Source organism: Amorphus coralli DSM 19760, assembly GCF_000374525.1.
In the GTDB taxonomy this organism is placed as follows: domain Bacteria; phylum Pseudomonadota; class Alphaproteobacteria; order Rhizobiales; family Amorphaceae; genus Amorphus; species Amorphus coralli.
In genome coordinates this window covers 117533-143607 of the sequence record NZ_KB894576.1, presented here as the reverse complement: position 1 = coordinate 143607, position 26075 = coordinate 117533, and the positions used below count along the sequence as shown (strand labels likewise).

23 protein-coding genes are annotated in these 26075 nt (G+C 67.3%); 13 read left to right on the top strand and 10 right to left on the bottom strand.

Annotated features, from left to right (window positions below; genetic code table 11):
* The first annotated feature begins 345 nt into the window (after positions 1–345).
* The 5 genes from C507_RS0117520 to dnaQ are packed head-to-tail and all read left to right on the top strand — an operon-like array spanning position 346 to position 4023.
* Positions 346–1197, top strand: coding sequence for a pyruvate, water dikinase regulatory protein (locus C507_RS0117520; protein ID WP_018701025.1), 852 nt, complete (start codon positions 346–348; stop codon positions 1195–1197).
* A 1-nt stretch (position 1198) separates the two neighbouring features.
* Entirely contained in the window at positions 1199–1795 is a 597-nt protein-coding gene (locus C507_RS0117515; protein ID WP_018701024.1) for a Maf family protein, read from the top strand.
* Positions 1792–2634 (top strand): shikimate dehydrogenase, encoded by an 843-nt coding sequence (locus tag C507_RS0117510; protein WP_018701023.1) that lies wholly within the window; start codon positions 1792–1794, stop codon positions 2632–2634. The genes C507_RS0117515 and C507_RS0117510 overlap by 4 nt, the downstream gene beginning before the upstream one ends.
* Entirely contained in the window at positions 2631–3242 is a 612-nt protein-coding gene (gene coaE / locus C507_RS0117505) for a dephospho-CoA kinase (RefSeq protein WP_018701022.1), read from the top strand. The genes C507_RS0117510 and coaE overlap by 4 nt, the downstream gene beginning before the upstream one ends.
* Positions 3243–3294: 52 nt before the next feature.
* Positions 3295–4023, top strand: coding sequence for a DNA polymerase III subunit epsilon (gene dnaQ, locus C507_RS0117500; protein WP_018701021.1), 729 nt, complete (start codon positions 3295–3297; stop codon positions 4021–4023).
* Between the two features lie 82 nt (positions 4024–4105).
* Here dnaQ and secB read toward each other — a convergent pair whose 3' ends face one another.
* The gene (secB, locus tag C507_RS0117495) at positions 4106–4612 is read right to left on the bottom strand and encodes a protein-export chaperone SecB (RefSeq protein WP_018701020.1); all 507 of its coding nucleotides are present in this window, start codon (positions 4610–4612) and stop codon (positions 4106–4108) included.
* A gap of 116 nt (positions 4613–4728) precedes the next feature.
* Positions 4729–5280, bottom strand: a complete 552-nt coding sequence (locus C507_RS0117490; protein ID WP_018701019.1) for an FxsA family protein — start codon at positions 5278–5280, stop codon at positions 4729–4731.
* 279 nt (positions 5281–5559) lie between these two features.
* On the opposite strand from C507_RS0117490, the gene C507_RS0117485 reads away from it, so the two are divergent.
* From C507_RS0117485 to C507_RS0117475, 3 genes are read left to right on the top strand one after another with little or no spacing between them, the layout of a single operon-like run.
* Complete coding sequence (locus C507_RS0117485; RefSeq protein ID WP_018701018.1) at positions 5560–6273, top strand: Tim44/TimA family putative adaptor protein; 714 nt, start codon at positions 5560–5562, stop codon at positions 6271–6273.
* Positions 6273–7418 carry a murein transglycosylase A gene (gene mltA / locus C507_RS0117480; RefSeq protein ID WP_018701017.1) on the top strand — a complete coding sequence of 382 codons (1146 nt, stop codon included), beginning with the start codon at positions 6273–6275 and terminating at the stop codon, positions 7416–7418. The genes C507_RS0117485 and mltA overlap by 1 nt, the downstream gene beginning before the upstream one ends.
* Positions 7415–8017: a Smr/MutS family protein gene (locus C507_RS0117475; protein WP_018701016.1), complete on the top strand. Its 603-nt coding sequence runs from the start codon at positions 7415–7417 to the stop codon at positions 8015–8017. The genes mltA and C507_RS0117475 overlap by 4 nt, the downstream gene beginning before the upstream one ends.
* A gap of 20 nt (positions 8018–8037) precedes the next feature.
* Here C507_RS0117475 and trpS read toward each other — a convergent pair whose 3' ends face one another.
* The 6 genes from trpS to rph all read right to left on the bottom strand — a co-directional run bounded on the left by trpS (position 8038) and on the right by rph (position 16287).
* Positions 8038–9084, bottom strand: coding sequence for a tryptophan--tRNA ligase (gene trpS, locus C507_RS0117470; protein WP_018701015.1), 1047 nt, complete (start codon positions 9082–9084; stop codon positions 8038–8040).
* Positions 9085–9211: 127 nt separating this feature from the next.
* Positions 9212–10792, bottom strand: coding sequence for a murein biosynthesis integral membrane protein MurJ (gene murJ, locus C507_RS0117465; protein WP_018701014.1), 1581 nt, complete (start codon positions 10790–10792; stop codon positions 9212–9214).
* Positions 10793–10843: 51 nt separating this feature from the next.
* Complete coding sequence (locus C507_RS0117460) at positions 10844–13666, bottom strand: [protein-PII] uridylyltransferase (protein ID WP_018701013.1); 2823 nt, start codon at positions 13664–13666, stop codon at positions 10844–10846.
* Positions 13663–14940, bottom strand: coding sequence for a radical SAM family heme chaperone HemW (gene hemW / locus C507_RS0117455; protein ID WP_018701012.1), 1278 nt, complete (start codon positions 14938–14940; stop codon positions 13663–13665). The genes C507_RS0117460 and hemW overlap by 4 nt, the downstream gene beginning before the upstream one ends.
* Entirely contained in the window at positions 14925–15560 is a 636-nt protein-coding gene (gene rdgB / locus C507_RS0117450) for an RdgB/HAM1 family non-canonical purine NTP pyrophosphatase (protein ID WP_425386860.1), read from the bottom strand. The genes hemW and rdgB overlap by 16 nt, the downstream gene beginning before the upstream one ends.
* A gap of 10 nt (positions 15561–15570) precedes the next feature.
* A complete protein-coding gene (gene rph, locus C507_RS0117445) occupies positions 15571–16287 on the bottom strand; it encodes a ribonuclease PH (RefSeq protein ID WP_018701010.1) in 717 nt (238 codons plus the stop codon).
* Positions 16288–16515: 228 nt separating this feature from the next.
* Here rph and hrcA point away from each other — a divergent pair, with 228 nt between their 5' ends.
* The 5 genes from hrcA (at position 16516) to C507_RS0117420 (ending at position 23936) form a co-directional block, all read left to right on the top strand.
* Positions 16516–17601, top strand: a complete 1086-nt coding sequence (gene hrcA, locus C507_RS0117440; RefSeq protein WP_018701009.1) for a heat-inducible transcriptional repressor HrcA — start codon at positions 16516–16518, stop codon at positions 17599–17601.
* Between the two features lie 180 nt (positions 17602–17781).
* A complete protein-coding gene (locus tag C507_RS0117435) occupies positions 17782–18096 on the top strand; it encodes a hypothetical protein (RefSeq protein WP_156829369.1) in 315 nt (104 codons plus the stop codon).
* Positions 18097–18249: 153 nt separating this feature from the next.
* Positions 18250–19452: a pyridoxal phosphate-dependent aminotransferase gene (locus C507_RS0117430; RefSeq protein WP_018701007.1), complete on the top strand. Its 1203-nt coding sequence runs from the start codon at positions 18250–18252 to the stop codon at positions 19450–19452.
* A 162-nt stretch (positions 19453–19614) separates the two neighbouring features.
* Positions 19615–20091 (top strand): DUF992 domain-containing protein, encoded by a 477-nt coding sequence (locus tag C507_RS0117425; protein ID WP_018701006.1) that lies wholly within the window; start codon positions 19615–19617, stop codon positions 20089–20091.
* Between the two features lie 212 nt (positions 20092–20303).
* Positions 20304–23936 carry a hydantoinase B/oxoprolinase family protein gene (locus tag C507_RS0117420; RefSeq protein WP_018701005.1) on the top strand — a complete coding sequence of 1211 codons (3633 nt, stop codon included), beginning with the start codon at positions 20304–20306 and terminating at the stop codon, positions 23934–23936.
* Between the two features lie 272 nt (positions 23937–24208).
* Here the strand turns inward: C507_RS0117420 and C507_RS0117415 are convergent, their stop codons facing one another.
* Both C507_RS0117415 and C507_RS0117410 read right to left on the bottom strand, forming a co-directional pair.
* A complete protein-coding gene (locus C507_RS0117415; RefSeq protein WP_018701004.1) occupies positions 24209–25549 on the bottom strand; it encodes an ammonium transporter family protein in 1341 nt (446 codons plus the stop codon).
* 47 nt (positions 25550–25596) lie between these two features.
* Positions 25597–25935 (bottom strand): P-II family nitrogen regulator, encoded by a 339-nt coding sequence (locus C507_RS0117410; RefSeq protein ID WP_018701003.1) that lies wholly within the window; start codon positions 25933–25935, stop codon positions 25597–25599.
* Positions 25936–26075 lie beyond the last annotated feature (140 nt).

Here is a 26075-nt window from a genome sequence, read left to right as displayed (position 1 = left end):
CAAGTGTCCGGGTTGGCCTACTGGATCGTACGGCCGGCGGGAAGCCCGGGATCCACGATTGGGGATATTAAACGCTTGACGCGGCAATCGGTCCCGGCAATCCGCCACCCACGGCGGTCGCACAGGGACCGGGTCTGGGGTCGGAGCCGGTGGATAAGCATCGGAGCGTGCCGGAAGAAAAGGATTCCGTACCCACTCTTGCACGGGCGGGGAGCGCTCCGGCCACATGGGGACAAAGCGGTGGACGAATCCGTGGGCTTCCGCGACCATGCGCGGCCATGAGCAGGCTGACCCATCCAAACGGGGGAGTCCCGCACACGCTTCCACAGCATCCGGGACAAGCCCGTGGATAACCCGACCTACTTTCACCTCCACCTGGTCTCCGATTCCACCGGTGAGACGTTGATGACGGTCTCGCGGGCGGCGATTGCCCGCTACGAGAATGTGGAGGCGATCGAGCATGTCTATCCGCTGGTGCGGACCGATCGCCAGGTGAACCGGGTGCTGTCGGAGGTGGAGGCCAACCCCGGCATCGTCATGTTCACTCTGGTGGACCAGACCATCTCGGAGCGGCTGACGCGCCGTTGCCGGGAGATGAGCATTCCGTGCGTGGACGTTCTCGATCCGCTGGTTCACGTGCTGCAATCCTATCTGAACATCCCGACTATCTCGCGCATCGGTGCCCAGCATTCCCTGGACGCGGACTATTTCCGCCGCATCGAGGCGCTCAATTTTGTAATGGTCCACGATGACGGTGCCGTTCCCGACGACATCGAGGAAGCCGACGTCGTGATCATCGGCGTCAGCCGGACGTCCAAGACCCCGACTTCCATCTATCTCGCCAATCGCGGCGTGAAGGCCACCAACATCCCCATCGTGCAGGACATGCCCATTCCGCCGGCCGTTTTCACGGCCGAGCGGCCGCTCGTGGTCGGCCTGGTTGCGACGGCCGAGCGGATCGTTCAGCTCCGCGAGAACCGCTTGCTCTCTCTCAATGCGGTGCGCACCGGGCGGGGCGATTATGTGGACCGGCAGGCTGTCGCGCGGGAGATTGCCTACACTCGACGATTGTGCGCAGAGAACCAGTGGCCGATCATCGATGTCAGCCGCCGCTCGATCGAAGAGACCGCCGCGGCCATTCTCGCCCTCCTGAGCGATCGGAAATATGCTGCGAGCATCACAGACGGAGACATGTGAGGTGACCGCTCTCGTGCTGGCTTCCCGCAGTGCCGCGCGCTCGCGCATGATGGCGGCAGCCGGGCTGAGTTTCTCCACTGCGTCGGCCGATATCGACGAAAGACAGCACGAACTGCAGCTTCCCGAGGCCGAACGGACACCCGATCGCATCGCCGCCTTCCTCGCGCGGGCGAAGGCTCAGGCCGTCTGTCGGCAATTCCCCGACGCCGTGGTGGTTGGGGCGGATCAGACCCTTGATCTCGATGGCGAATCCTTCGTGAAGCCGAACGACCTCGCCGAGGCGCGGCACCAGCTGCAGCGACTGCGCGGCCAGAGCCATGTCCTGCATTCCTCTGTCGCCTGCGTTCGGGATGGCGAGGTAGCCTGGGAGTGGGTGGAGACAGCGCGGCTGACCATGCGCGATTTCTCTGATGCGTTTCTCGACGACTATCTCGCCGTTGCCGGCTCCCGGGCCATTTCCAGCGTCGGCGCCTATCATCTGGAGGGGGTTGGCGTTCAGCTCTTTGAGAGGGTGGAGGGCGACTTCTTCACCATTCTCGGCCTGCCGCTGCTGCCCCTCCTGACCTATCTGCGTTCCGTCGGGATTGCCGCTTCGTGACGGATGCCGCTCCCAAAGCTGCCGTCATCGGCTGGCCGGTCACGCATTCGCGCTCCCCGGTGATCCACGGCCACTGGCTGCAAACCCACGGCCTCGCCGGTTCGTACGGGCGCCTCGCCATTGCACCGGAGGAAGCCGACGCCTTCTTCTTCGGATTTCGCGACAGCGAGCTCGCAGGGGCCAACGTGACGCTGCCGCACAAGCTCACGGCGCTTTCCGCCTGCGACGTGCTTTCCGACAGCGCACGCGCCATCGGCGCGGTGAACACGCTCTGGCGCGAGGGTGAACGGGTGCTGGGTGACAACACGGACGGGTATGGGTTCCTCGCCAATCTCGACCAGCAGCTGCCTGGCTGGGACGCCGATCGGGGCCTGGCGCTGGTCCTTGGGGCTGGTGGCGCCGCCCGGGCCATCATCCATGCCCTTCTGGAGCGCGGTTTCGATCGAGTGGCGATCGCCAACCGCACGCGGGACAAGGCCGAAGCGTTGGCAACGTCCTTGCCCGGGAGCGAGGCTGTGGACTGGGACAGCGCGAGGGATCCCGATCCCGCCGTGGCGATTGTCGTCAACACGACGAGCCTCGGCATGGGCGGCGGTCCCGGCCCCGCCATCGACCTGGCCCGGCTGGGACCCGATGCGGTGGTGACGGACATCGTCTACACGCCCATCCGGACGGAGCTGCTTGTCCGCGCCACGGCGGTCGGCCTGCGGACGGTGGATGGGCTGGGCATGTTGCTGCATCAGGCGGTGCCGGGGTTCGAGCGCTGGTTCGGCGTCCGGCCATCGGTGACGGACGAGCTCAGACGAATCGTGCTCGACGACATCGCGGAGGCGTCATGATCGTCCTCGGCCTCACCGGTTCCATCGGGATGGGCAAGTCCACGACCGCCGCCATGTTCGCGGAAGAGGGCGTGCCGGTCTACGATGCCGACAAGGCCGTTCACCTGCTCTATCGGGGCCGGGCGGTGGCGCCGGTCGAGGCCGCCTTTCCCGGTGTCGTCATAAACGGTGTGGTAGATCGGGCGATCCTGGGCGAGCGTGTCGTTGGAGACGGCGATGCCATGAAACGCCTCGAGGCCATCGTTCATCCGCTGGTGCGGGAAGAGGAAGAGGCCTTTCTGGACCGCGCCCGTACGTCTCTCGCCCACTGCGCCGTGCTCGACGTACCGCTCCTCTTCGAGACCGGCCGGGAAAATCGCGCCGATGCGGTGGTCGTCGTGACCGCCGACGCAACCGTACAGCGGGCTCGGGTGCTTGACCGCGACGGGATGACGGAAGCCCGCTACGAGGGCATTCTGGCAAGGCAGATGCCTGATTCGGAGAAGCGCCGCCGCGCGCATTTCCTCGTCGATACCGGTCATGGCATGGACTCGGCCCGCCGTTCGGTGCGGGCGATCCTCGCGGCGACCGCCTTCATGTCGGGGAAAACGGGCCGCGCGCCGTTGTGAGCCGCCGGCCCGGCGTGCGACACGGGACGGACGGGACGCACACGGGGAAGTCATGCGCGAGATCGTTCTCGATACCGAAACGACGGGCCTGAACCCGAAGACCGGCGATCGGCTGGTGGAAATCGGCGCGGTCGAGCTGATCAACCACATTCCCTCCGGCAACCACTATCACGTGTACATCAATCCCGAGCGCGACGTGCCCAACGAGGCGTTTCGCGTCCACGGCCTGTCGACCGAGTTTCTGCGCGACAAGCCGGTCTTCAAGGCCGTGGTGGACGGCTTCCTGGACTTCATCGGCGAGGATCCGCTCGTCATCCACAATGCCGACTTCGACATGGGCTTCATCAACTGGGAGCTTGGGCTGCTGCAAAGAGCGGCTATCGGCAATCACCGGGTGATCGACAGCCTGGCGCTGGCACGCCGCAAGCATCCCGGCGGCGGCAACAGCCTCGACGCGCTCTGTTCCCGTTACGGCATCGACAACTCACGGCGCGAGAAGCACGGCGCACTTCTGGACTCCGAGCTTCTCGCCGAGGTCTATCTCGAGCTCATCGGCGGCCGGCAGTCGATGCTGTCGCTGGTGTCCTCGGGAGCTCAGGAATCGTCCGGTCACTCGGCGCGGCGCGGTGTCCGCGTGCCGGTCAGACCGCGCCCGCAGCCGTTGGCGCCTCGCCTAACGGAAGCCGACATGGCGGCTCATGCGGCCTTTGTCGAAGGGTTCGGTGAGGAGACGGTCTGGCAGGACTACTGGGGCTCATCGTCCGCAACGGCCACCGGCTGATCTTATCCGCACCCGTGATCCCTGAACGAAAAAGGCCGGGCGCTGAGCCCGGCCTCTTTGAACGCTTGGTGTCCGACGCGCCTCAGTTCGGCGTGGCGGAGCTGTTCTGCGCCTGCGCCAGATTGCGACGGTACAGGGCCGCGAAGTCCACCGGATCGATCATCAGCGGCGGGAAGCCACCGTTGCGGGTCGCATCGGCGATGATCTGGCGGGCGAACGGGAAGAGGAGCCGCGGCCCTTCGATCAGCAGGAACGGATGCAGATGCTCTTTCGGCACGTTGTGGAGCCGGAAAATGCCCGCATAGTCGAGTTCCGCATGGAACAGGCGGTTCTCATCGGCGCCAGCGGTGGCTTCGAGCTTGAGCGTCACTTCGAAATCGGCGTCCGCGATCTGCTTGGCGGAGACGTTGACATCGATGTTGATCTTCGGACCCTCGGCCTGCTGCTGCAGCGAGTGCGGCGCGCGCGGGTTCTCGAAGGAAAGGTCCTTGGCGTACTGGGCGAGCACGCGGATGCCCGGCTGTTCGGCGGAGGCTCCCTCCGGTGCGCCGGTCGCGGTCTCGTCGGAGGACGGGGGAATGTCGCTCATGAAGCTGATCCGTTGAAAGGCCGCACAGGCGGCAAGGAAGAAGGGCTCGGGTCAGGCCGTACGCCAATTCCGCCGCAGCCTCAAGGGTGTGCCGCCGGGGAAACGCCGGTTCGTCGTCAGGCGTCGCGCCTTGGACTGTCGGGATCGGAGAGCCGGCTGCCTGGCCTGCCGTCCGACCACGGTGAGTTTGGATCGGCCGGTCCGTAATCGTTGGCGTCGAGATCGACCACCGGGCCGCGGCCACGCGGCCCGGCTGCGCCGCCGCCTGCTGGTCCGCCGGTGGTGGCCCCGCCCGGGCGGGCGACCGTGACGGCGATGCGGCCCCGGATGCGGTTCCAGATCGTCTCGCGAACCGGCGGCACGAACAGCAGGAAACCGATCGTATCCGTCACGAAGCCCGGCGTCAGCAGGAGCACGCCGGCCGCGAGGATCATCGCGCCGTGGCCGAGTTCCGCCCCGGGCACCCGGCCCGCATCCATCTCCGTGCGCACGCGGTTCAGGATCGACAGACCCTGGTGGCGCAACAACATGCTGCCGATCACCGCAGTGAGAAACACCATGCCGATGGTTGGCAGGACGCCGATCTGGCTCCCGACCAGGATGAACACGGCGATCTCCAGCGCGGGTATCGCGAGCAGTGACAGGAACAGGATCAGTCCAAGGGGCATCAGAATGCTCTCGCCATCCGTGTGGCAGTCGGTCTAGAGGAACGCGGCGGCTACCGTAAGCCCGCCTCGCTTCACCATATGGTTGCCCTCCTGGCGAGTGCGAGAGGCGATCGGCGATAGACCCGCCCGGATTGCTTCGGTAGGGTGCCGATAACGGCAGTTTTGCCCCGACGCCTTTATCGGCGCGGATCGGGCATTACATAATCGAAGCGGAACGAACAGGTAGGGGTGCGCGCCCCGGCGCTAGGGCCGCGAGTGCGAGCCGGACGGTAATCGGTGATGAGCGAGTTCTTCGACATTTACAATGTCATCTTCCTGGCGCTTGCGGTGGCGATCTTCCTTCGTCTGCGCAGTGTGCTCGGCCGACGCACCGGCAACGAGGGCAGGCCTTTCGATCCCTATTCGGCGCGCGAGCGTAGCGAACCGGCGAGCGAGGCCGGGACGGACAACGTGGTGACGCTGCCGCGCCCGTCCGGCGAGGGCGCTGCGCCCTCCCCGGCGACGGTCGACGAGCGCATCTCCAAGACCGCCGCGCCGGGCACGCCGCTCTACGACAAGCTGTCCGCCATCGCGGAGGCCGATCCGTCCTTCGAGCCGAAATCCTTCCTGCAGGGTGCCCGCACCGCCTACGAGATGATCGTGACGGCGTTTGCCGAGGGCGACCGCCAGGCGCTCGGCCCGCTCCTGTCCAGGGATGTCCTCGATGGCTTCGTTGGCGCCATCGACGAGCGCGAGCAGCGTCAGGAAACGGTCACCTCCACCCTCATCGGGATCGAGAAGGCCGACATCGTCGACGCGGCGCTGAAGGACACGATCGAGCAGGTGACCGTGCGCTTCCAGAGCCAGATGATCTCTGCGACCACCGACGCATCCGGGGCTGTCGTCGACGGCGATCCGAACAAGGTCGTCGAGGTCACGGACATCTGGACATTCGCGCGCGACGTCACCGATGCCGACCCGAACTGGAAGCTGGTCGCCACCGAATCCGCCTGATGCTGCGGCAGCGGGTCGTTCGGCGCGCCGCGCTCGCGGTGGCGATCATGGCCGCAGGCACGCTCCCGGCCACATCGATGTCCGACGCTACTCTGTCCTTCACCGATCTTTCCGGATGGGCCGACGCGCCCGTGGCGGCAAGCCTGTCGGTCTTCAGGCGGCACTGCGAGCGGCTCGCGTCCCGGGCACCGGAATTCCGCCGCGTCTGCGAGGCCCAGGCGGCCCTGCCGGATGACCTCGACGACGGTGCCGCCCGTGCCTTCTTCGAGACCTGGTTCCGGCCAGAGCGGATCGGCGCGCCGGGCAGCGGCTTTCTGACCGGCTACTTCGAGCCTGAGCTTGCCGCGTCGCACACCCGCAGCGACGCCTACCCGGTGCCGGTCCTGGCCCGCCCCGACGATCTCGTTGCCATCGACGCCGCCAGCCGACCCGAACATCTCCCGGACGGCATGGCCTTCGCGCGCCAGACGCCGGAGGGCCTGAAGCCCTATGCCGACCGCGCTGCCATCGAGGCCGGCGCGCTCGACGGGCGGGGACTGGAGATCGCCTGGCTCGCCGATCCGGTCGATGCCTTCTTCATGCACGTCCAGGGATCGGCGCGCCTGCGCTTTGACGACGGCTCGACCCTGCGGGTGAATTTTGCCGCCAAATCCGGTCATCCCTATACCGCCATCGGCCGCATCGTGGTGGAGGAAGGCCACGTGGCCCGGGAAAACCTCGATTACGAGACGCTGCGCGCCTGGCTGAAGGCCAACCCGGACGAGGCGCGGCGGATCATGGCGCAGAACCGCTCCTACATCTTCTTCCGTCCGGTGGAAGGCCTGTCGGAGGACGATGGGCCGGTGGGCGCCGCCGGCGTGCCGCTGACGCCGGAGGTCAGCCTCGCCATCGACCGCGCCCATCATGAATTCGGTGTGCCGCTCTGGATCGATGCCCGGCTTCCCATCGGCGAGGCCGGCGCGGAGGAGCCGTTCCGCCGGCTGATGGTCGGCGAGGATCGCGGGTCCGCCATCGTTGGCGAGGCGCGGGGCGACGTCTTCCTGGGCTCCGGCGATGCGGCCGGTGACCGGGCTGGCCGGATCCAGCACACAGCGACGCTCTATCGTCTGGTCCCGGTGGAGCTGGACGGGAGTGGCGACCGATGAGCGCGCGCCGGCGCGGTCCGCGTCGCCTCAGCGAGGAGGAGCGCAAGCTCTGGCAGATGGTGTCGGACACCGTGGCGCCGCTGAAACCCGTGCGTCGCGTCAGCGTGAAGCCCGCCGCCCCGAAACAGCTTTCGGATCCCGAGCCGGCGAAGGATACGCTTCCCCCGAAACCGGAGAAGGCGCGCCGGACGACCGTGAAGCCCTCGCCGCCGCTGGTGGCGCGTACGCAGCCAATCCCGAACCGGCCAGCCATCGCGCCGGTGGAGCGACGGACCGAGCGCAAGCTCGCTCGTGGCCGGATGGAGATCGATTCCCGGCTCGACCTGCACGGCATGCGCCAGGACGCGGCCCATCGCGCGCTCAGGAGCTTCCTGCTCGGCGCCCAAGCGCGCGGTGACCGGATCGTGCTCGTGATCACCGGCAAGGGTCACGTTTCTGGCCAGGGCGACGATGCCGGCGTGCTCAGGCGCTCTGTGCCGCGCTGGCTTGAGGCGGCCGATCTCAGGCCGCTGGTGGTCGGGATGTCGGTGGCGCACCGCAGCCACGGCGGCGGCGGTGCGCTTTACGTCCAGATCCGCCGGCGCGGCGCTGGCAAGTAGGGCGTCGGGCCGGCGCCGGATCAGCTGCGGCGGCTGGAGACGAAGCCCACGATGTCCCTGACGCCATCGATGACCGGCGCGGCGATCTCGGCCGCCTGGTCGGCACCGCGGGCAAGCACCGCATCAAGATGTCCGGGATCGGCCAGCAGGCGGCGCATCTCGCCGTTCATCGGGGCGAGCTTCTCCACCGCCAGCTCGGCGAGCGCCGGCTTGAAGGTGGCGAACGGCGCGCCGCCGAACTCCGCCAGCACCGCGTCGCGGCTCTTCTCCGACAGCGCCGCGTAGATGCCCACGAGGTTGTCGGCCTCGGCGCGGCCTTCCAGCCCCTTCGCTTCGCTCGGCAGCGGCTCCGGATCGGTCTTCGCCTTGCGGATCTTGGTGGCGATTGTGTCGCGGTCATCCGTCAGGTTGATGCGCGAATAGTCCGAGGCGTCGGACTTCGACATCTTCTTGGACCCGTCACGCAGGCTCATCACCCGGGTTGCAGGGCCCTGGATGATCGGCTCGGTGACGGGGAAATACTCCTCGCCGTGACCCAGCTCCGCGATCCGGCCGGCGAAGTCGTGGTTGAACTTCTGCGCGATGTTTCGCGTCAGCTCCAGATGCTGCTTCTGGTCCTCGCCGACGGGAACGTGCGTGGCCTTGTAGGCCAGGATGTCGGCCGCCATCAGGGTCGGATAGGCGAAAAGGCCGACGGAAGCGTTCTCCTTGTCCTTGCCCGCCTTCTCCTTGAACTGGGTCATGCGGTTGAGCCAGCCCATCCGCGCCACGCAGTTGAAGACCCAGGCCAGCTCGGCGTGCTGGTGCACCTGGCTCTGGTTGAAGATGACGTGCTTGTCCGGGTCGATACCGGCGGCGATGAAGGCCGCGGTCACGCTGCGGATCGCGTTGGTCAGCTCCGTTGGCTCCTGCCAGACGGTGATCGCGTGCATGTCCACGACGCAGTAGACGCACGGATACTCGTCCTGCAGCGCCACGAAACGTGTGATGGCGCCGAGATAGTTTCCGAGGTGGAGATTTCCGGTCGGCTGCACGCCGGAAAAGACACGAGGTTCGAAGGCCGTCATCCGGTCTGACCAATCCTGCCGCAGGGGTGGAAGCGATGGGGTTATGGCGAAGCGCCGCCGCCTTCGCAACCCGCTCGCGCGGATTGCAGGCGAAGCTACCCGCCGAAAGGCGGCTCGAAGGCGCCCGTTAGGACCCTTCCGCCGGTCTCTTGCTGCCGCGGATCTGGCCGAGCGAACGCTTCAGGTCGATGGCGCCGGTCAACTGGCAAAGGGCGAAGAAGGTCAGCATGCCGATACCGACCATCCCGGCGAGCGCGCCGCCGCGCACCAGCAGCGAGGTGGAGCCGAACGCCGGCGCCAGTGCGATCGCCAGCCCCCAGACCACGCCGCCCATCAGCACGCTGGACACCAGGATCCTGGGCAGCCGTTTGCGGACCAGCGGATCGGCGCGGTAGTCGCCCCGGCGCACCAGCGTGATCCAGAGGAGCGCCGTGTTGACCCATCCCGCGAGCGAGGTCGCGAGTGCGATCCCGATATGGCCGAGGATCGGGAACAGCGCCAGCGCGACGCCAACGTTCACCACCATGCCGGCCCCGGCGAACCACATCGGCGTTGCCGTGTCCTCGCGGGCGAAATAGGCCGGCGACAGCACCTTGATGAGGACGAACGCGGGAAGGCCGAGGCCGTAGGCGGCCAACGCGCCGGCCGTCGCGGCGGTATCGGCGGCATCGAACGCGCCGCGCTGGAAGAGCACGGAGATGATTTCCGCCGGAACCAGCACCAGGGCCACCGCCGCCGGCAGCGTCAGGACCAGCGCGAATTCCAGCGCCCGGTTCTGCGTGTGATGCGCTCCGTCACCGTCGCCGCCACGAAGACGGCGCGAGAGATCCGGCAGCAGGGCGACGCCGATGGCGATCCCGACCACGCCCAGCGGCAGCTGGTAGATCCGATCAGCGTAGTAGAGGAACGACACCGCGCCCGGCAGGAACGAGGCGATGATGGTGCCGACCATGATGTTGATTTGGGTGATGCCACCGGCCAGCACGCCCGGCACGCCGAGCCGCAAGAGCCGCTTCACCCGGGGCGTCCAGCGCGGCCGCTTGAGGGCGAACGAAAAGCCGCCCCGGCGGACGGCGACGAACAGCATGCCCGCCTGCAGGATACCGGCGGCGAACACGCCCCAGGACAGCACCCATCCGGCGCTTTCCGTCTGCGCCAGGCCGGACAGGCCGATCCCGGCCAGGACCGCGATCAGCACGATGTTCAGGAGCACGGGCGCGAAGGCGGCGGCGGCGAACCGGTCGAAGGTGTTCAGAATGCCGGAGAGAAAGGCCACCAGCGACATGGCCACCAGGTAGGGGAAGCAGATCCGGGTCAGCGCCACCGTGATGGCGAACTTGTCGGCATCCTCGCCGGCGAAGCCCGGCGCGATGGCCCACACCAGCGCCGGCGTGAAAATCTCCGCCAGCAGCGTGGTGATGATCAGAACCACCAGCAGCGCCGAGAGAATTTCCTCCGCGAAGCGCCGCGCGTCCTCGCGCCCGCCCTCTTCGACGGCGCGCGCGAACAGCGGCACGAAGGCGGAGTTGAAGGCCCCTTCCGCGAACAGGCGGCGGAACAGGTTCGGCAACTTGAAGGCGACGAAGAAGGCGTCGGCGACGACGCCTGTACCCAGGAACGCCGCGATCAGGATGTCCCGGACGAAGCCGAGGACGCGACTCATCATCGTGAACGAGCCGACTGTGGCGAAGTTGCGCAGGAGATTCACGTCAGGGAACCGAAGCGGCGTCGATGCGGGAAAGGCGGACCGGACCCTATATCACGCTGCCGCCTGGTCGCGTGACTTTGGTCCCGTGCGCTTGTCGTCTCCATCGAAGGCGGCAGTAAGGCGCTTCTTGATGCGGCTTTCACGCGTGCCGCTGGAGACTTTGTGGCCGATCAGGTCGGTCACGTAGAAGACGTCGACCACCCGCTCGCCGAAGGTGGCCACGTGGGCCGAGGCGATGTTGAGGTTCAGGTCGGAAATCGCCCGCGTCAGGTCGTAGAGCAGGCCCGGCCGGTCGAGGCCGGAGATTTCCAGCACCGTGTGCCGGTCCGACCAGGTGTTGTGCAGCAGCACTTCGGTTGCCAGCCGGAAGGGCTTCGGGCCGGCCTTCTTGCGAATCCGTTGCTCCACCTTGGCGGGAAGCTTTTCCTTGCCGGTCAGCGAGCGCTCGATCAGGTCGAAGATCCGCTCGGCGCGCCGACGCTCGTCGTCGGTGCTGTCGAACTCGCGCGAGATGGCGATGGTGTCGAGGGCGAACCCGTCGGTCGTGGTGAAGATCTGCGCATCGACGATGTTTGCGCCGCCGACCGAACACGAGCCGAAGATGGCCGACAGGAGCCGCGGGTGATCGGGGGCGAGGACCGTGAGCCGGGTCACGGCAGTCTGCTCGTCCACCTGAAGGTCGGTGGCGAAGCGCCGTCCGTCACGTGCCGCCTCGTGGATCAGGCTGGCATGGGCGATCTTCTCCGGCAGGTCGACGCGCAGCCAGTAGGGATCGTAGTGGCGCTCCACATAGGCATCGAGGTCTGACTGGTCCCAGTCGGCGAGCGCCTCGCGCAACTGGTCCTGCGCTGCCGCCACGCGCTGGGCCCGCGACAGGCGCGAGTGCCCGCCGGCAAGCCGCGGCTCGGTCTCGTCGTAGAGCACGCGCAGGAGCTGCGCCTTCCAGCCGTTCCAGACCCCGGGACCGACGGCCGCGATGTCGGCCTCGGTCAGGATCTCCAGCAGCTTCAGCCGTTCCGGGCTCTGCACGATCTCCGCGAAGTCGGCGATGGTCTTCGGATCGCCGAGATCGCGCGACTGGGCGGTGACGCTCATGGAGAGATGATACTGGATCAACCAGGCAATGGTTTCGGTCTCCGAGGGCGAAAAGCCGAATCGGGGGCAAAGCTTGCGGGCGATCTTCATGCCCAGGATCGAATGGTCTTCCGGCCGCCCCTTCGCGATGTCGTGGAGGAACATCGCGGCATAGAGGATCCGCCGGTTCTGGATCGTCGGGAACAGGGCGGTCGCCAGCGGATGCTCGCCTTCCAGCGCGCCGCGCTCGATGTCGGCCAGGATCCCGATGGTGCGGATCAGGTGCTCGTCGACGGTGTAGTGGTGATACATGTTGAACTGCATCATCGCGACGACCTTTCCGAACTCGGTCACGAACTTGCCGAGGACGCCCGCCTCGTTCATGCGGCGGAGCACCGTTTCCGGGTCGTTCCGCGAGGTCAGCACCTCCATGAACCAGCGGTTCGCGTCCGGATTGTCGCGCACCGACGCATCGATGAGCTTCAGCGAGCGCCGGATCAGCGTCATCGCGTCGGGGTGGAAGGCCAGCCCGTGCTTGTCGGCGACGTGGAAGATCCGGATCAGGTTCACGGGATCGCGCTTGAACACCTCATCGTCGGCAACGCTGATGCGTTCGTGGTCGACGACGAAATCCTCGTGGCCGCGAATGGCCCGCTGCTTGCCGCGGCGCATGGTGCGCAGGAAGCGGTTCAGGCTCGGCGCCTGCTTGACCTGTTCCTCTTCCAGCGCCGAGCACAGAATGCGGGTCAGGTCGCCCACGTCCTTCGCCACGAGGAAGTAGTGCTTCATGAAGCGTTCGACGTCGCGCAGGCCGGGATGCGAGGTGTAGCTGAGGCGGACCGCGATCTCGCGCTGGACGTCGAAGGAGAGCCGCTCCTCGTGTCGCCCGGTCAGGAAGTGCAGGTGGCAACGCACCGCCCACAGGAAGTCGTCGCACTTGCGAAACAGGCGATAGTCGGCGCGTGTGAACACGCCGAGCTGCACCAGCTCCTCCCCGGTGCGGACCCGGAAGAAGTATTTGGCGATCCAGAACAGCGTGTGCAGGTCGCGCAGCCCGCCCTTGCCCTCCTTCACGTTGGGCTCGACGAGATAGCGCGACCGGCCCTGGCGACGATGGCGCTCGTCGCGCTCGGCCAGCTTGGCGGAAATGAACTCTGCCGCGGAGCCGCGCACGACGGCGGTGTCGAAGCGGCTGATGAGCTCCTCGGCCAGCTCCGCGTCGCCCCACAGCGGCCGCGCCTCCAGGATGGCGGTGCGCACCGTCATGTCGGACTTGCTCATCCGGATGCAGTCGTCGATGGACCGGGTCGCGTGTCCGACCGTCAGGCCGAGATCCCAGAGCATGTAGAGGATCGCCTCCACCACGCTCTCGATCCAGCCCGTCTGCTTGTAGGGAAACAGGAACAGGAGATCGATGTCGGAGCCGGGCGCCAGCGTGCCGCGTCCGTATCCGCCGACGGCGATGATGGAGATCCTCTCCGCGGAGGACGGATTGTCGGCGGGATAGGCGTAGGACGTCACGATCTGGGCGATGGCCGCGATGATGTCGTCGTGCAGCCGCGCGATCCGGCGCGCGCAGAGAATGCCGCCGCCGTCTTCTCCAAGCAGCCGCTCGATCTCCGCCATCGCCACGTCGCGCTCCTCCTTGAGGATCGCGAGCACGTCCGGGCGCGCCTTGTTCCAGTTGCCCCGGTCTTCGCGCAGCCGTTCGACGAGTCGCTCCGTCAGGGCGTCCCGGTCGAGGATGGTTTCGCGACCCTGCGGGACGCGCTTGGTGCCCGGCGTCTCGGCAAGCGTCACTCGGTTGGCTCCAGTGCGTTCGGGCGGGCGGATCCCGGCCCGTCGGGGAGACGACCATAACCGACAGGCTCGGGGGCGGCGAGGCTTGCGCGGCTGGCGATCTCGCCAATGAGCGCGTTCAGCACCAGCGTGCCACGGTCGGTAGGGACGAGACAGTCAGGTGCGGAGAACCCTACCAGTCCGGCTTCGACCAGGTCGGCGACCGCAGCAGGCTCGATCGTCAGGCCGCTGCGCGCCCGGTACGTCGCAAGATCGATGCCTTCCGCCAGCCGCAGGCCCATGACGAGGAATTCCTCGCCGCTTTCTTCGCGTGACAGCGGCGTATCCTCCGCGTAGCCGTGGCCGTCCGCAAGCACGCCAGCCAACCAGCTTTCCGGGTGACGGGTCGCGATGGTGGCGTGGCGCACGCCGTCAACGGTCAGCCGCCCGTGCGCCCCCGGACCGATGCCGACATAGTCGCCGCCCCGCCAGTAGGCCAGATTGTGCCGGCATTCCGCACCCGGCCTGGCGTGGTTGGAGACCTCATAGGCCGGCAGGCCGGCGTCGGCGCACATGGCCCGCGTCGCCTCGAACAGGTCGGCGCCGGTGTCGTCATCGGGAATGGTCAGCTTGCCCGTCTCGTGGAGTCGAAAGAACGGCGTCTCGGGCTCGATGGTCAGCTGGTAGAGCGAGAGGTGATCGGGCGCGTAGCCCAGCATCTCGCCGAGTTCGGCCTCCCACTGGGCGAGCGTCTGGCCCGGGCGGGCATAGATCAGGTCGCAGGAAATCCGAGAAAAGGTCGAGCGCGCGATCTCGATGGCCCGCTTCGCCGCGGCCACGTCGTGCAGGCGTCCCAGGAAACGCAAGTCCGCGTCGCGCAGAGACTGGACGCCGAGCGAGACCCGGTCGACGCCGGCGAGCCGGTAGCCGGCGAAGCGATCCGCCTCGACGCTCGACGGATTGGCCTCCAGCGTGATCTCGCAGTCGTTGGAGATACGCCAGGTTGCCGATATCGCGTCGATGATCCGGCCGACGGTCTCTGGCGTCATCAACGATGGCGTGCCGCCGCCGAAGAAGACGCTCGTCACCGTCCGTTCGGGCACGCGCGCCGCCGCGAACCCAAGCTCGCGCACCAGCGCGTCGGCGAACGCCTGCTGGTCGACGCCTCCGTGGCGGACATGGCTGTTGAAATCGCAGTAAGGGCATTTGGCCGCACAGAACGGCCAGTGGACGTAGACGGCGAGGCTGTCCTCGCTGCCCGCGGTCGGGTCGGCGATGGTCAGCGTCTCAGGCACGTTTCCGCCAGGGACTTGAACGCCCGTGCGCGGTGCGAAAGCGCGCTCGCGGCGCCCGGCCGCCATCCGTGTTTCTCGTCTGCCGTCATCTCTCCGAAGGTCCGCTCGTGTCCCTCGGGACGGAATATAGGGTCGTAGCCGAAGCCTTTCTCCCCCCGGGGCGGCCAGACCAGGGTGCCCTCGATCTCGCCGGGGAAGACCTCCACGTGACCGTCCGGCCAGGCGAGCGCCAAAACGGCGACGAAACGGCCGGTCCGGGCTTCGGGACCGGTGGCCCCGGCCTCCTGCAGCTTCTCCTCCACGTTGCGCATGGCCTGCGCGAAATCCTTGTCCGGGCCGGCCCAGCGGGCCGAGTAGATGCCCGGATCGCCGCCGAGCGCGTCGACGGCCAGCCCGGAATCGTCGGCCAGCGCCGGTTTGCCCGATGCCGCCACCGCCGCCTTCGCCTTCAGGACCGCATTCTCGGTGAAGGTCGTGCCGGTCTCTTCCGGCTCTGGCAGTCCGAGATCGGAAGCGGCCAGCACGTCGATCGGGAAGCTCGCGAGCAGCTCCCGGATCTCGCGGACCTTGCCGGCGTTGTGGCTGGCGACGACGAGTTCGGTCTCGGTGAAGGTGCGCACGCTCATGGGATCAGCCGATCGCCAGCTTCTGCAGCTCCACGAGCTGGCCCACCCCGACCTCGGCGAGATCGACCAGCTGGCCGAACTCGTCCCGCGAGAACGGCGTCTTTTCCGCCGTCCCCTGGATCTCGATGATCCCCTTGGAGCCGGTGAGGACGAAGTTGGCGTCCGTCTCCGCCTCCGAGTCCTCGGCATAGTCGAGGTCGAGCACCGGGGTGCCGCGATAGATGCCGCACGACACCGCGGCCACGTGATCGCGCAGAACCTGGCCGCCGCGCAGCATGTTGCGCTGGGCCATCCAGTTCAGACAGTCCGAAAGCGCGACCCAGGCACCGGTGATCGCGGCGGTCCGGGTGCCGCCGTCGGCCTGGATGACGTCGCAGTCGACGGTGATCTGGCGCTCGCCCAGTGCGCGGCGGTCGACGACGGCGCGCAGCGAGCGGCCGATGAGGCGCTGGATTTCCTGGGTCCGGCCGGAGGGCTGGCCGGCCTTCACCTCGCGCTTCATGCGCGTGTTGGTGGCGCGCGGCAGCATGCCGTACTCGGCGGTCACCCACCCTTCCCCGCTGCCGCGCAACCACGGCGGAACCCGCTCTTCCAGGCTCGCGGTGCACAGGACATGGGTGTGGCCGAAGCGCACGGTGCAGGACCCCTCGGCGTGACGCGAGACGCCGCGCTCGAGCGACACGCGTCGCATTTCGTCGGCTGCGCGGTTGGACGGGCGCATGCGGCAGTCTCCCAGTCGGATGTCTCAAGGGCGGCCGCCGGGCGGCCGGCGGGCTCCGGCCCGCGATGCGGCCCTAGTAATCAGCTTTGCCGGGAACCGTAAAGGCGCGCCCGGCGTCTTCGCCCTTGACGGACGCGGTACCGTCTCCAGCATAGGCAGGACAGCCATTACCGGATGACCGGCCCCGAACGGCCGGGCATCCCCCGCAACAGTCGGAGTGAAGCGAAAGTGGCTTCTGATCGTCGGATCGAACCGCCGCAGTCGAACCTCGTGGATCTCGACGCCCGTTCGCGCGAGATCTTCAAGCAGATCGTCGAGTCCTACCTGGATACGGGCGAGCCCATCGGCTCGCGCAACATCTCGCGTCAGCTGGCCACCGCGCTGTCGCCGGCCTCTGTCCGCAACGTCATGTCGGATCTCGAGGCGCTCGGCCTCATCTATGCCCCGCACACCAGCGCCGGCCGGCTGCCGACCGAGCAGGGCCTGCGTTTCTTCGTCGACGCGCTGCTGGAGATCGGCGACCTGTCGGACCAGGACCGGGCCGGCATCGAGTCCCAGGTCCGGGCCGGCGGCTCCGACCGGGGCACCGACGCCCTCCTCCACGATGCGAGCCAGCTTCTGTCCGGCTTGTCGCGCGGCGCCGGCGTCGTGGTGGTGTCCAAGGCCGATCTGCGCGTCAAGCACGTCGAGTTCGTCCGCCTCGACGCGGCCACCGCGCTGGTGGTCATGGTCGGCGAGAACGGCTCGGTGGAGAACCGCATCGTGGACCTGCCGCCGGGCCTGCCACCGTCGGCGCTGGCGGAGGCGACGAACTACCTGAACGCCCACATCCGCGGCAAGACGCTGGTCGAGGCGATGACCGCGCTGCAGGGCCTCAAGGACCAGCAGCAGGCGGAGCTCGACGAGCTCACCCGTCGTCTGGTGGAGATGGGCATCGTCACCTGGGCCGGCAGCGGGACTCAGGAGGACGGCGGCACGCTCATCGTCCATGGCCGCGCCAACCTGCTGGAAGATCTCACCGCCCAGGAGGATCTGGAGCGCATTCGCCGCCTGTTCGACGATCTGGAGAGCAACCGCGAACTCCTGCAGCTCCTGTCGCGGGCCGAAGATGCCGACGGGGTGCGCATCTTCATCGGCTCGGAGAACAAGCTTTTCTCCATGTCCGGCTCGTCGTTGGTGGTGTCCCCCTACCGCGACGAGGAGAATCGGGTGGTCGGCGCGCTGGGTGTCATCGGCCCGACGCGGCTGAACTACGGCCGGATCATTCCCATGGTCGATTACACGGCGCGCCTGGTCGGTCGGTTGGTGCGCTGACACTCCGCGCCGCGCGAGCGCGGCGAATTGCGGCAACGATGCGACACCCATGGCGAAAATTGGCCCGTTTGGCCATCAGCGGGCGTGCTTCGCAGCGGTTTGGGGGTTATATGTTCCTCCAGAAGCGTTTGAGCGTCGTTCCGGGGACTGGGGTGTCTGCGGGGCCGGCTGCAGGGAGACATGAGTATGATGAGGAGCTTCACCGCCACCGCAGTGGTGCTGCTGGTCACCGCGCCGGGCTTTACCGCCACGGCACAGAATGCTCCGGAGATCACGGTCACGCCGGGCGGATACGCCTATCCCGGGCCGTATGGTCCGAGCCTCCCCGGCGTGTACATGCTGACGAATTCGGGCTTGCCCATCAGCCCCGGGATCAACAGCGGCAAACTCAAAACGCCGAATCTCGACATCCCGGTGAACGACTACACCTACGACCAGCCCCACGGCACCGTTGACGGCTGGAACGGGGCGATCGGTCCGGGCATCCCGTTCTAAGGGTCCCGCGACCGGGCCGCTGCTGCCTGGCGGATTGCAGGCCCGGCCTTCGTCACCGCATGTCGATCCGTCGTTGAGGGTGCGTCGCTGACGCGCCCTTTCAGTGCTTTTGCCGACCTTTCCGCAACCTCCGCAGACCAAGGAAGATGAACAATGGGTCTCCTCGCCGACTCCCTCAGCCGCGTTAAGCCGTCCGCGACCATCGCGGTGACGAACAAGGCGGCCGAACTCAAGCGCGCGGGCCGCGACGTGATCGGCCTGGGAGCGGGCGAGCCGGACTTCGACACGCCCGAGAACATCAAGGAAGCGGCCATTGCCGCCATTCGGTCCGGCAAGACCAAGTACACCGCGGTCGACGGCATTCCGGAGCTGAAGGACGCCATCGTCGAGAAGTTCCGCCGCGAGAACGAGCTCGACTACAAGACCTCGCAGATCTCGGTTGGCACCGGCGGCAAGCAGATCCTCTACAACGCCCTGGTCGCGACGCTGAACCCCGGCGACGAGGTGATCGTGCCGGCGCCCTACTGGGTCAGCTACCCGGACATGGTGCTCCTCGGTGGCGGCGAGCCGGTGGCGGTCGAGACCACCGGCGAGACCGGCTACAAGATGACCGCGGCGGCGCTCGAGGCCGCCATCACGCCGCGCACAAAGTGGCTGGTTCTGAACTCGCCCTCGAACCCGTCGGGCGCCGCCTACACGCGCTCCGAACTCGCCGAGATCGGTGCGGTGCTGGCGAAGCACCCGCACGTCTGGGTGATGACCGACGACATGTACGAGCATCTCGTCTACGACGACTTCGAGTTCACCACGATCGCCCAGGTGTGCCCCGAGCTTTACGACCGCACCCTCACGGTGAACGGCGTCTCCAAGGCCTATGCCATGACCGGCTGGCGTATCGGCTATGCCGGCGGCCCGGAACAGCTGATCAAGGCGATGGCCAAGATCCAGTCGCAGTCGACCTCCAATCCCTGCTCCATTTCGCAGTGGGCTGCCGTGGAGGCGCTGACGGGCCCGCAGGGCTTCATCGCGGAGAACAACATCGTCTTCAAGCAGCGGCGCGATCTGGTCGTGTCGATGCTCAACCAGGCCTCGGGCATCCAGTGCCCGAACCCGGAAGGCGCGTTCTACGTGTTCCCGTCCTGCGCCGGCACCATCGGCCGGACGGCACCGTCGGGCAAGACGCTGGCCACCGACGAGGACTTCGTCACGGAACTCCTGGAGCAGGAAGGCGTTGCTGTCGTCCAGGGCAGCGCGTTCGGAACCGGTCCGAATTTCCGCATCTCCTACGCCACGGCCACCGAGGCGCTGGAGACGGCCTGCGAGCGGATCCAGCGGTTCTGCGGCAGCCTCAAGTAGGCCGGCGCAGAGCCGCCCGTCTCTCGCGGCGAGGACCGAACAGACCCTTCGCGCACGGCCTGTGTCCCTGATGGGGCGCGGCCGTGCGCGACGCTGCACGGAACACCCTCGGGGAGGGCGAGGCGATGGTCGCAGCGCCGCCCCGCAACACGGGAGACAACCATGATCAAGACCGCTGTAGCCGCCGCCGCCATGACCGTTGCGATCGGCGCGGCCGCGCCCGCCGTCGCTCAGGAGCGCGCCAAGGTCGGCGTTCTGGAGTGCACCATCGCCGGCGGATCCGGCTTCGTCTTCGGGTCCACGAAGCAGCTGACCTGCGTCTACACGCCGGTGGGCAGCGGGGCGACCCAGACATACACCGGCACGATCAACAAGTACGGCATCGATATCGGAAAGACCCAGCAGAGCGAGGTCGTCTGGGGCGTTCTGGCCGCCGGAGAGAAATTCGACCCGAACATGCTGGAAGGCAAGTATGTGGGCGCCACGGCGGAAGCCACCGCCGGTGTCGGCCTCGGCGCCAACGCCCTTGTCGGCGGTTTCGAACGCTCCGTCGCGCTCAACCCGATCAGCGTCCAGGCTCAGACCGGCGTCAACATTGCGGCCGGAGTTGCCGAGCTGACCCTCGCCGGCACCAACTGACCCACCTGCGCGGCATGTCTGCGCGCCATTGTATGGACGGGCGCCGGAGAGAAATCTTCGGCGCCCGTCCTGCGTTCTGACCCTCATCTCTTCCCGCAAGGCTTGACGCGTCCTGTCGCGATCCTCTCCCTTGGTGGGGAGCGGGAGCACGGCTAGAAGATCCGCTTCGGATCGCCGCCAGCCCGGCAGGCGCGACAGAAGGACGAGACGGCATGAGCGCGGGACAGTGGAGCTTCTGGATCGACCGGGGCGGCACGTTCACCGATATCGTTGCGCGAACGCCGGACGGCGACTTCCAGGCCCGCAAGGTGCTGTCCGAGAACCCCGAAGCCTACGAAGACGCTGCCCTGCATGGCATTCGCGGCCTCATGGGGATCGAACCGGAGGCGGCGATCCCGTCCGGGCGCATCGCGGCGATCAAGATGGGTACGACGGTGGCCACCAACGCGCTCCTGGAGCGCAAGGGCGACCGCACCCTGCTCCTGGTCACGAAGGGTTTCCGCGACGCCCTCAAGATCGGGCATCAGGCCCGGCCCGACATCTTCGCCAAGATCATCCGCAAACCCGACATGCTCTATGAGCGTGTCGCCGAGGTCGAGGAGCGTGTCCGGGCCGATGGCACGGTCGAGGCGTCGCCCGATCTCGACGCGGTTCGCGCGATCCTCAAGCAGGCAAAGGCCGACGGCATCGACGCGGTCGCCGTCGCCTTCATGCATGCCTACGCCTATCCCGAGCACGAACGTCTCGTGGCGGCGCTCGCCCGCTCCCTCGGCTTCTCGCAGGTTTCCGCCAGCCACGCGGTCTCGCCGCTGATGAAGCTGGTTCCGCGCGGCGACACCACCGTGGTCGACGCCTATCTCTCCCCGATCCTGCGCCGCTACGTGGATCGGGTTGCCTCCGCCTTCACCGACAAGTGGGCTGACGATGGTCCCGGCACGGCCGCCACTCGCGGCATCGGCCTGATGTTCATGATGTCGTCCGGCGGTCTCACCGCCGCCAACCTCTTCCAGGGCAAGGACGCGATTCTGTCTGGCCCTGCCGGTGGCGTGGTCGGGGCAGTGGAGACGGCGAAGCTTGCCGGTTTCGAGCAGGTCATCGGCTTCGACATGGGCGGCACCTCCACCGATGTCTCCCACTACGCGGGCGACCTGGAGCGCACGCTGGAGACCGAGGTTGCCGGGGTTCGCATCCGCGCGCCGATGATGCAGATCCACACGGTGGCCGCCGGTGGCGGATCGATCCTCCATTATGACGGCGCCCGCTTCCGGGTGGGGCCGGATTCCGCCGGCGCCAACCCCGGTCCCGCCTGCTACCGGCGCGGCGGCCCGCTGGCCGTGACGGACGCGAATGTCATGGTCGGCAAGCTTCTGCCCGACGAGTTTCCGCAAATCTTCGGCTCGGACCAGGACCAGCCCATCGACGTCGATCTCGTCCGTTCTCGCTTCGAGGCGATGGCCGCGGAAATCGGTGACGGGCGGGGTGCGGCGGAGGTGGCCGACGGCTTTCTCACCATCGCCGTTGAGAACATGGCGAACGCCATCAAGAAGATCTCCGTGGAGCGCGGACACGACGTCACCGGCTACACGCTGGTCTGCTTCGGCGGCGCCGGCGGCCAGCACGCCTGCAAGGTTGCCGACGCCCTCGGCATGAAGACGGTGATGATGCACCCTTATTCCGGGGTGCTGTCGGCCTACGGGATGGGTCTCGCCGATGTGCGCGCCAACCGGACCCGTTCGGTGGCGAAGACGCTCGCTCCGGCGCTCGTCCGGGAGCTCCAGGCCCTGTCCAACGCGTTGTCCGGCGACGCACGCGGAGAACTCGTCCGCCAGGGCGTCGCGGAGGAGGACGTCAGCGTCGATGTCCGATGCCATCTGCGCTACGATGGCACAGACACCGCGCTCGCCGTTCCGTTCGCCGGCGCAGAAGAGATGGCGGCTGCCTTCGAGACGGTGCACCGGCGCCAGTTCGGCTTCGCGTTCGACAACCGCCCGGTGGTGGTCGAGGCGATCGAGGTGGAAGCGCTCGGCGGTGGCGTCGATCTGGCTGAGACGGAGCAGGCGGTTTCGCCGCACGAACCGGAGGCGGCCGCGACCACGCGGATCTTCAGCGATGGCGAGTGGCGTGAGGCGAAGGTCGTTCGGCGTGCCGCCACCGGCCCCGGCGGTCGGCTGGCCGGTCCGGCCCTGCTCATCGAGGATCACCAGACCATCGTTATCGAGCCCGGCTGGGAAGCGGAGATCACGGCCAGGGACCACGTCGTCCTGAAGCGCGTGGTGGCGCTGCCGGCGCGGGTGGCGATCGGCACCGATGCCGACCCGGTGATGCTTGAGGTGTTCAACAACCTGTTCATGTCCATCGCCGAGCAGATGGGCGTGACGCTCCAGAACACGGCGTCGTCGGTGAACATCAAGGAGCGGCTGGACTTCTCCTGCGCTGTGTTCGACCGCAACGCCGCGCTCGTCGCCAATGCCCCCCACATGCCGGTGCACCTGGGCTCCATGGACCGCTCGGTGGAGAGCATCATCGAGCAGAACGAGGGGCGGATGCGGCCGGGCGACGTGTTCGCGCTGAACGCGCCCTACAATGGCGGTACCCATCTGCCGGACATCACGGTGGTGACGCCGGTGTTCGACGAGGCCGGCGAGACCATCCTCTTCTACGTGGCCAGCCGCGGCCACCACGCCGACGTGGGCGGCAGCGCGCCGGGCTCCATGACGCCCCGGGCCAGCACGGTCGACGAGGAAGGCGTCCTGATCGACAATTTCGTGCTCGTCGACCGGGGCCGCTTCTGCGAGGACGAACTGGTCGAGCTCCTCACCGATCATCCTTGGCCGTGCCGCAACCCGGCGCAGAATATCGCCGACCTGAAGGCGCAGATCGCCGCGAACGAGCGTGGCGTCCAGGAACTGCGCAAGATGGTCGGTCATTTCGGGCTCGACGTGGTCGAGGCCTACATGGGCCACGTCCAGGACAACGCGGCGGAAAGCGTGCGGCGGGTGATCGACGCCCTGCACGATTCCAGCTTCGAGGTGGAGACCGACCAGGGCGCGGCGATCCGCGTGGCCATCTCCGTCGACAAGGAGAAGCGCGAGGCGACCGTCGATTTCACCGGCACGTCGGAGGAGCAATACTCCAACTTCAATGCCCCTGAGCCGGTGACGCGGGCCGCCGTCCTCTACTGTTTCCGGGTGATGGTGGATGGCGACATCCCGATGAACGCCGGCTGCCTGCGGCCGATCAACATCATCATCCCGGAAGGCTCGATGCTGTCGCCGCGCTACCCGGCGCCTGTGGTGGCGGGCAACGTGGAGACCAGCCAGCAGGTGACGAACTGCCTGTTCGGGGCGCTCGATGCGATGGCCTCGGCCCAGGGAACGATGAACAACCTGACCTTCGGCAACGACCGCTACCAGTATTACGAGACCATCTGCTCCGGTTCGCCGGCCGGTCCCGGCTTCGACGGCACCGACGGCGTGCACGTCCACATGACCAACTCGCGGCTCACCGATCCGGAGGTGCTGGAGTTCCGCTTCCCGGTTCTGCTGGAGGATTTTCACATCCGCGAAGGCTCGGGCGGTCGTGGCCGGTGGACCTCCGGCTCCGGCACCCGGCGTACCCTGCGGTTCCTGGAGACGATGGACTGCGCCATTCTCGGATCGCACCGCAAGGTTCACCCGCACGGCCTGGCCGGCGGCGAGCCGGGTGCGCTCGGTCGCACCGAGGTGCGTCGGGCGGACGGGCGGATCGAGGTGCTGGACGGTACCGACCAGACGGTGCTGGAGCCGGGCGAGGCGATCATCGTCACCACCCCCACCGGTGGCGGCTACGGCACGCCCGAGGACTGACCGGGCGGCTCTTCGCAAGCGGTTGGCCTGCGGGATCCAGGGCTATCGGAGACGCTTTCGACGGATCAGTTCGCTGCGCGGAAAAGGGCTGCGCAGATGTGCGCAGATGTGCGCAGAACTGCGCGGGGCCGGGTGCGCGGTCGGCGGCGCGGTGATCTGCGCGGCTTTCTCGACGGAGAACGATGTCATCCCCGGTTCGGGGCATGAAAAAACCCGGGGGCGAGAAGCCCCCGGGCCAGTCACGACCTCAAGCGATCGTGTTGGGAGGAAACTTACATCCGCTGTCCGCCAACCCCGAACTCGGGGTAGGCCTCGATGCCGACTTCGACGGCATCCATGCCCAGCGACTCTTCCTCGGCGGTCGGACGGACACCGACAATCGCCTTCAGGATCAGCCAGAGAACCAGGCTGACGACGAAGGTGAAGATGCCGACGGCCACGATGCCGATGATCTGCGTGCTGAAGCTCGCGTCGGAGTTGGTCAGCGGAACCGCCAGGGTGCCCCAGATGCCGGCCACCAGGTGGACCGGGATGGCGCCCACGACGTCGTCGATCTTCACCTTGTCGAGCAGCGGCACCACGATGACCACGATCGCGCCGCCGATGCCGCCGATGATGGCGGACATGAGGAGCGAGGGAGCCAGCGGCTCGGCCGTGATGGACACGAGACCGGCCAGGGCACCGTTGAGGGCCATGGTGACATCGACCTTCCGGTAGAAGATCTGGGTGAGGATCATCACGACCACCACGCCGGCACCGGCCGCCATGTTGGTGTTGACGAAGATCCGGGCCACCGAGGAGGCATCTTCCATGGAACCGAGCGCGAGCTGGGAACCGCCGTTGAAGCCGAACCAGCCGAGCCAGAGGATGAACATGCCGAGCGTGGCAAGCGGGATCGACGAACCCGGGAAGGCGTGAACGACGCCGCCGGTGCCGAACTTGCCGATACGCGGGCCGATGACCAGCGCGCCGGCGAGAGCCGCCCAGCCGCCCACCGAGTGCACGATCGTGGAACCGGCGAAGTCGGAGAAGCCCATCTCCGCGAGCCAGCCGCCACCCCACTGCCAGGCGCCCGTGATCGGGTAGAACACGCCGGTCAGGAAGACGACGAAGATCATGAACGGCCACAGCTTGACGCGTTCGGCGATGGTGCCGGACACGATCGACGCCGTGGTGGCGCAGAAGACCATCTGGAAGAACCAGTCCGAAGCGGCGGCGTAGTCGCCGGTATCGGAGGCCGGATCCGGGATGACCGTCCAGGTGAACGAGCCGAAGTAGCCGCCGTCCACGCCGTCATACATGACGTTGTAGCCGATCAGCCAGAACATGATGCCGGCGATGGAGTAGATGCCGACATTCTTCAGGCACTGCATCGAGACGTTCTTGGTCCGGACCAGGCCGGCCTCGAGCATCGCGAAGCCGGCGGCCATGAACATGACCAGGAAGCCGGCGATCAGGAACAGCAGCGTGTTGAAGATGAAGGGCACGCCCGGAGCTGCCGCGGCCTCGGCGGCTTCCGCCGCCGCGTCCTGGGCGAATGCACCGTGGGAGGCGAGCACGAGGCCGGCGCCCACGACGGAAGCCCCGGTTAGGAGGGTGGAGAGCTTTTTCATTGGCATTCTCTTGGTCAGACCCCTGTTCGGTTCGTCAGCCCAGGACATCACAGCGCTTCCGAGTCGGTTTCGCCGGTACGGATGCGGACCACCTGGTCGATGGAATAGGTGAAGATCTTGCCGTCACCGATCTGGCCGGTCTTGGCGGCGGCGGCGATCGCCTCGACCACCCGGTCGGCGGTTTCAGCCGGAACGGCGACCTCGATCTTGAGCTTCGGCAGGAAGCTCACGGCGTATTCCGTACCCCGGTAGATCTCGGTGTGGCCCTTCTGGCGGCCGTATCCCTTGACCTCGGTGACGGTCAGCCCCTGGACGCCGATCCCCGTGAGGGCGTCGCGCACCTCGTCGAGCTTGAACGGCTTGATAATGGCCATCACGATTTTCATGCGTGGTTCCCGTTTTCCCTTCTCTTCAGACCAACGCGGCGAATGCGGCCGTCCGAAACCGGCGCGGCCAGGCCGACACACCCGCCGTCGGGCGGTGGGGAGCGACTGATCAGCAGGGAATCAAATGCCGTGCCAAACGG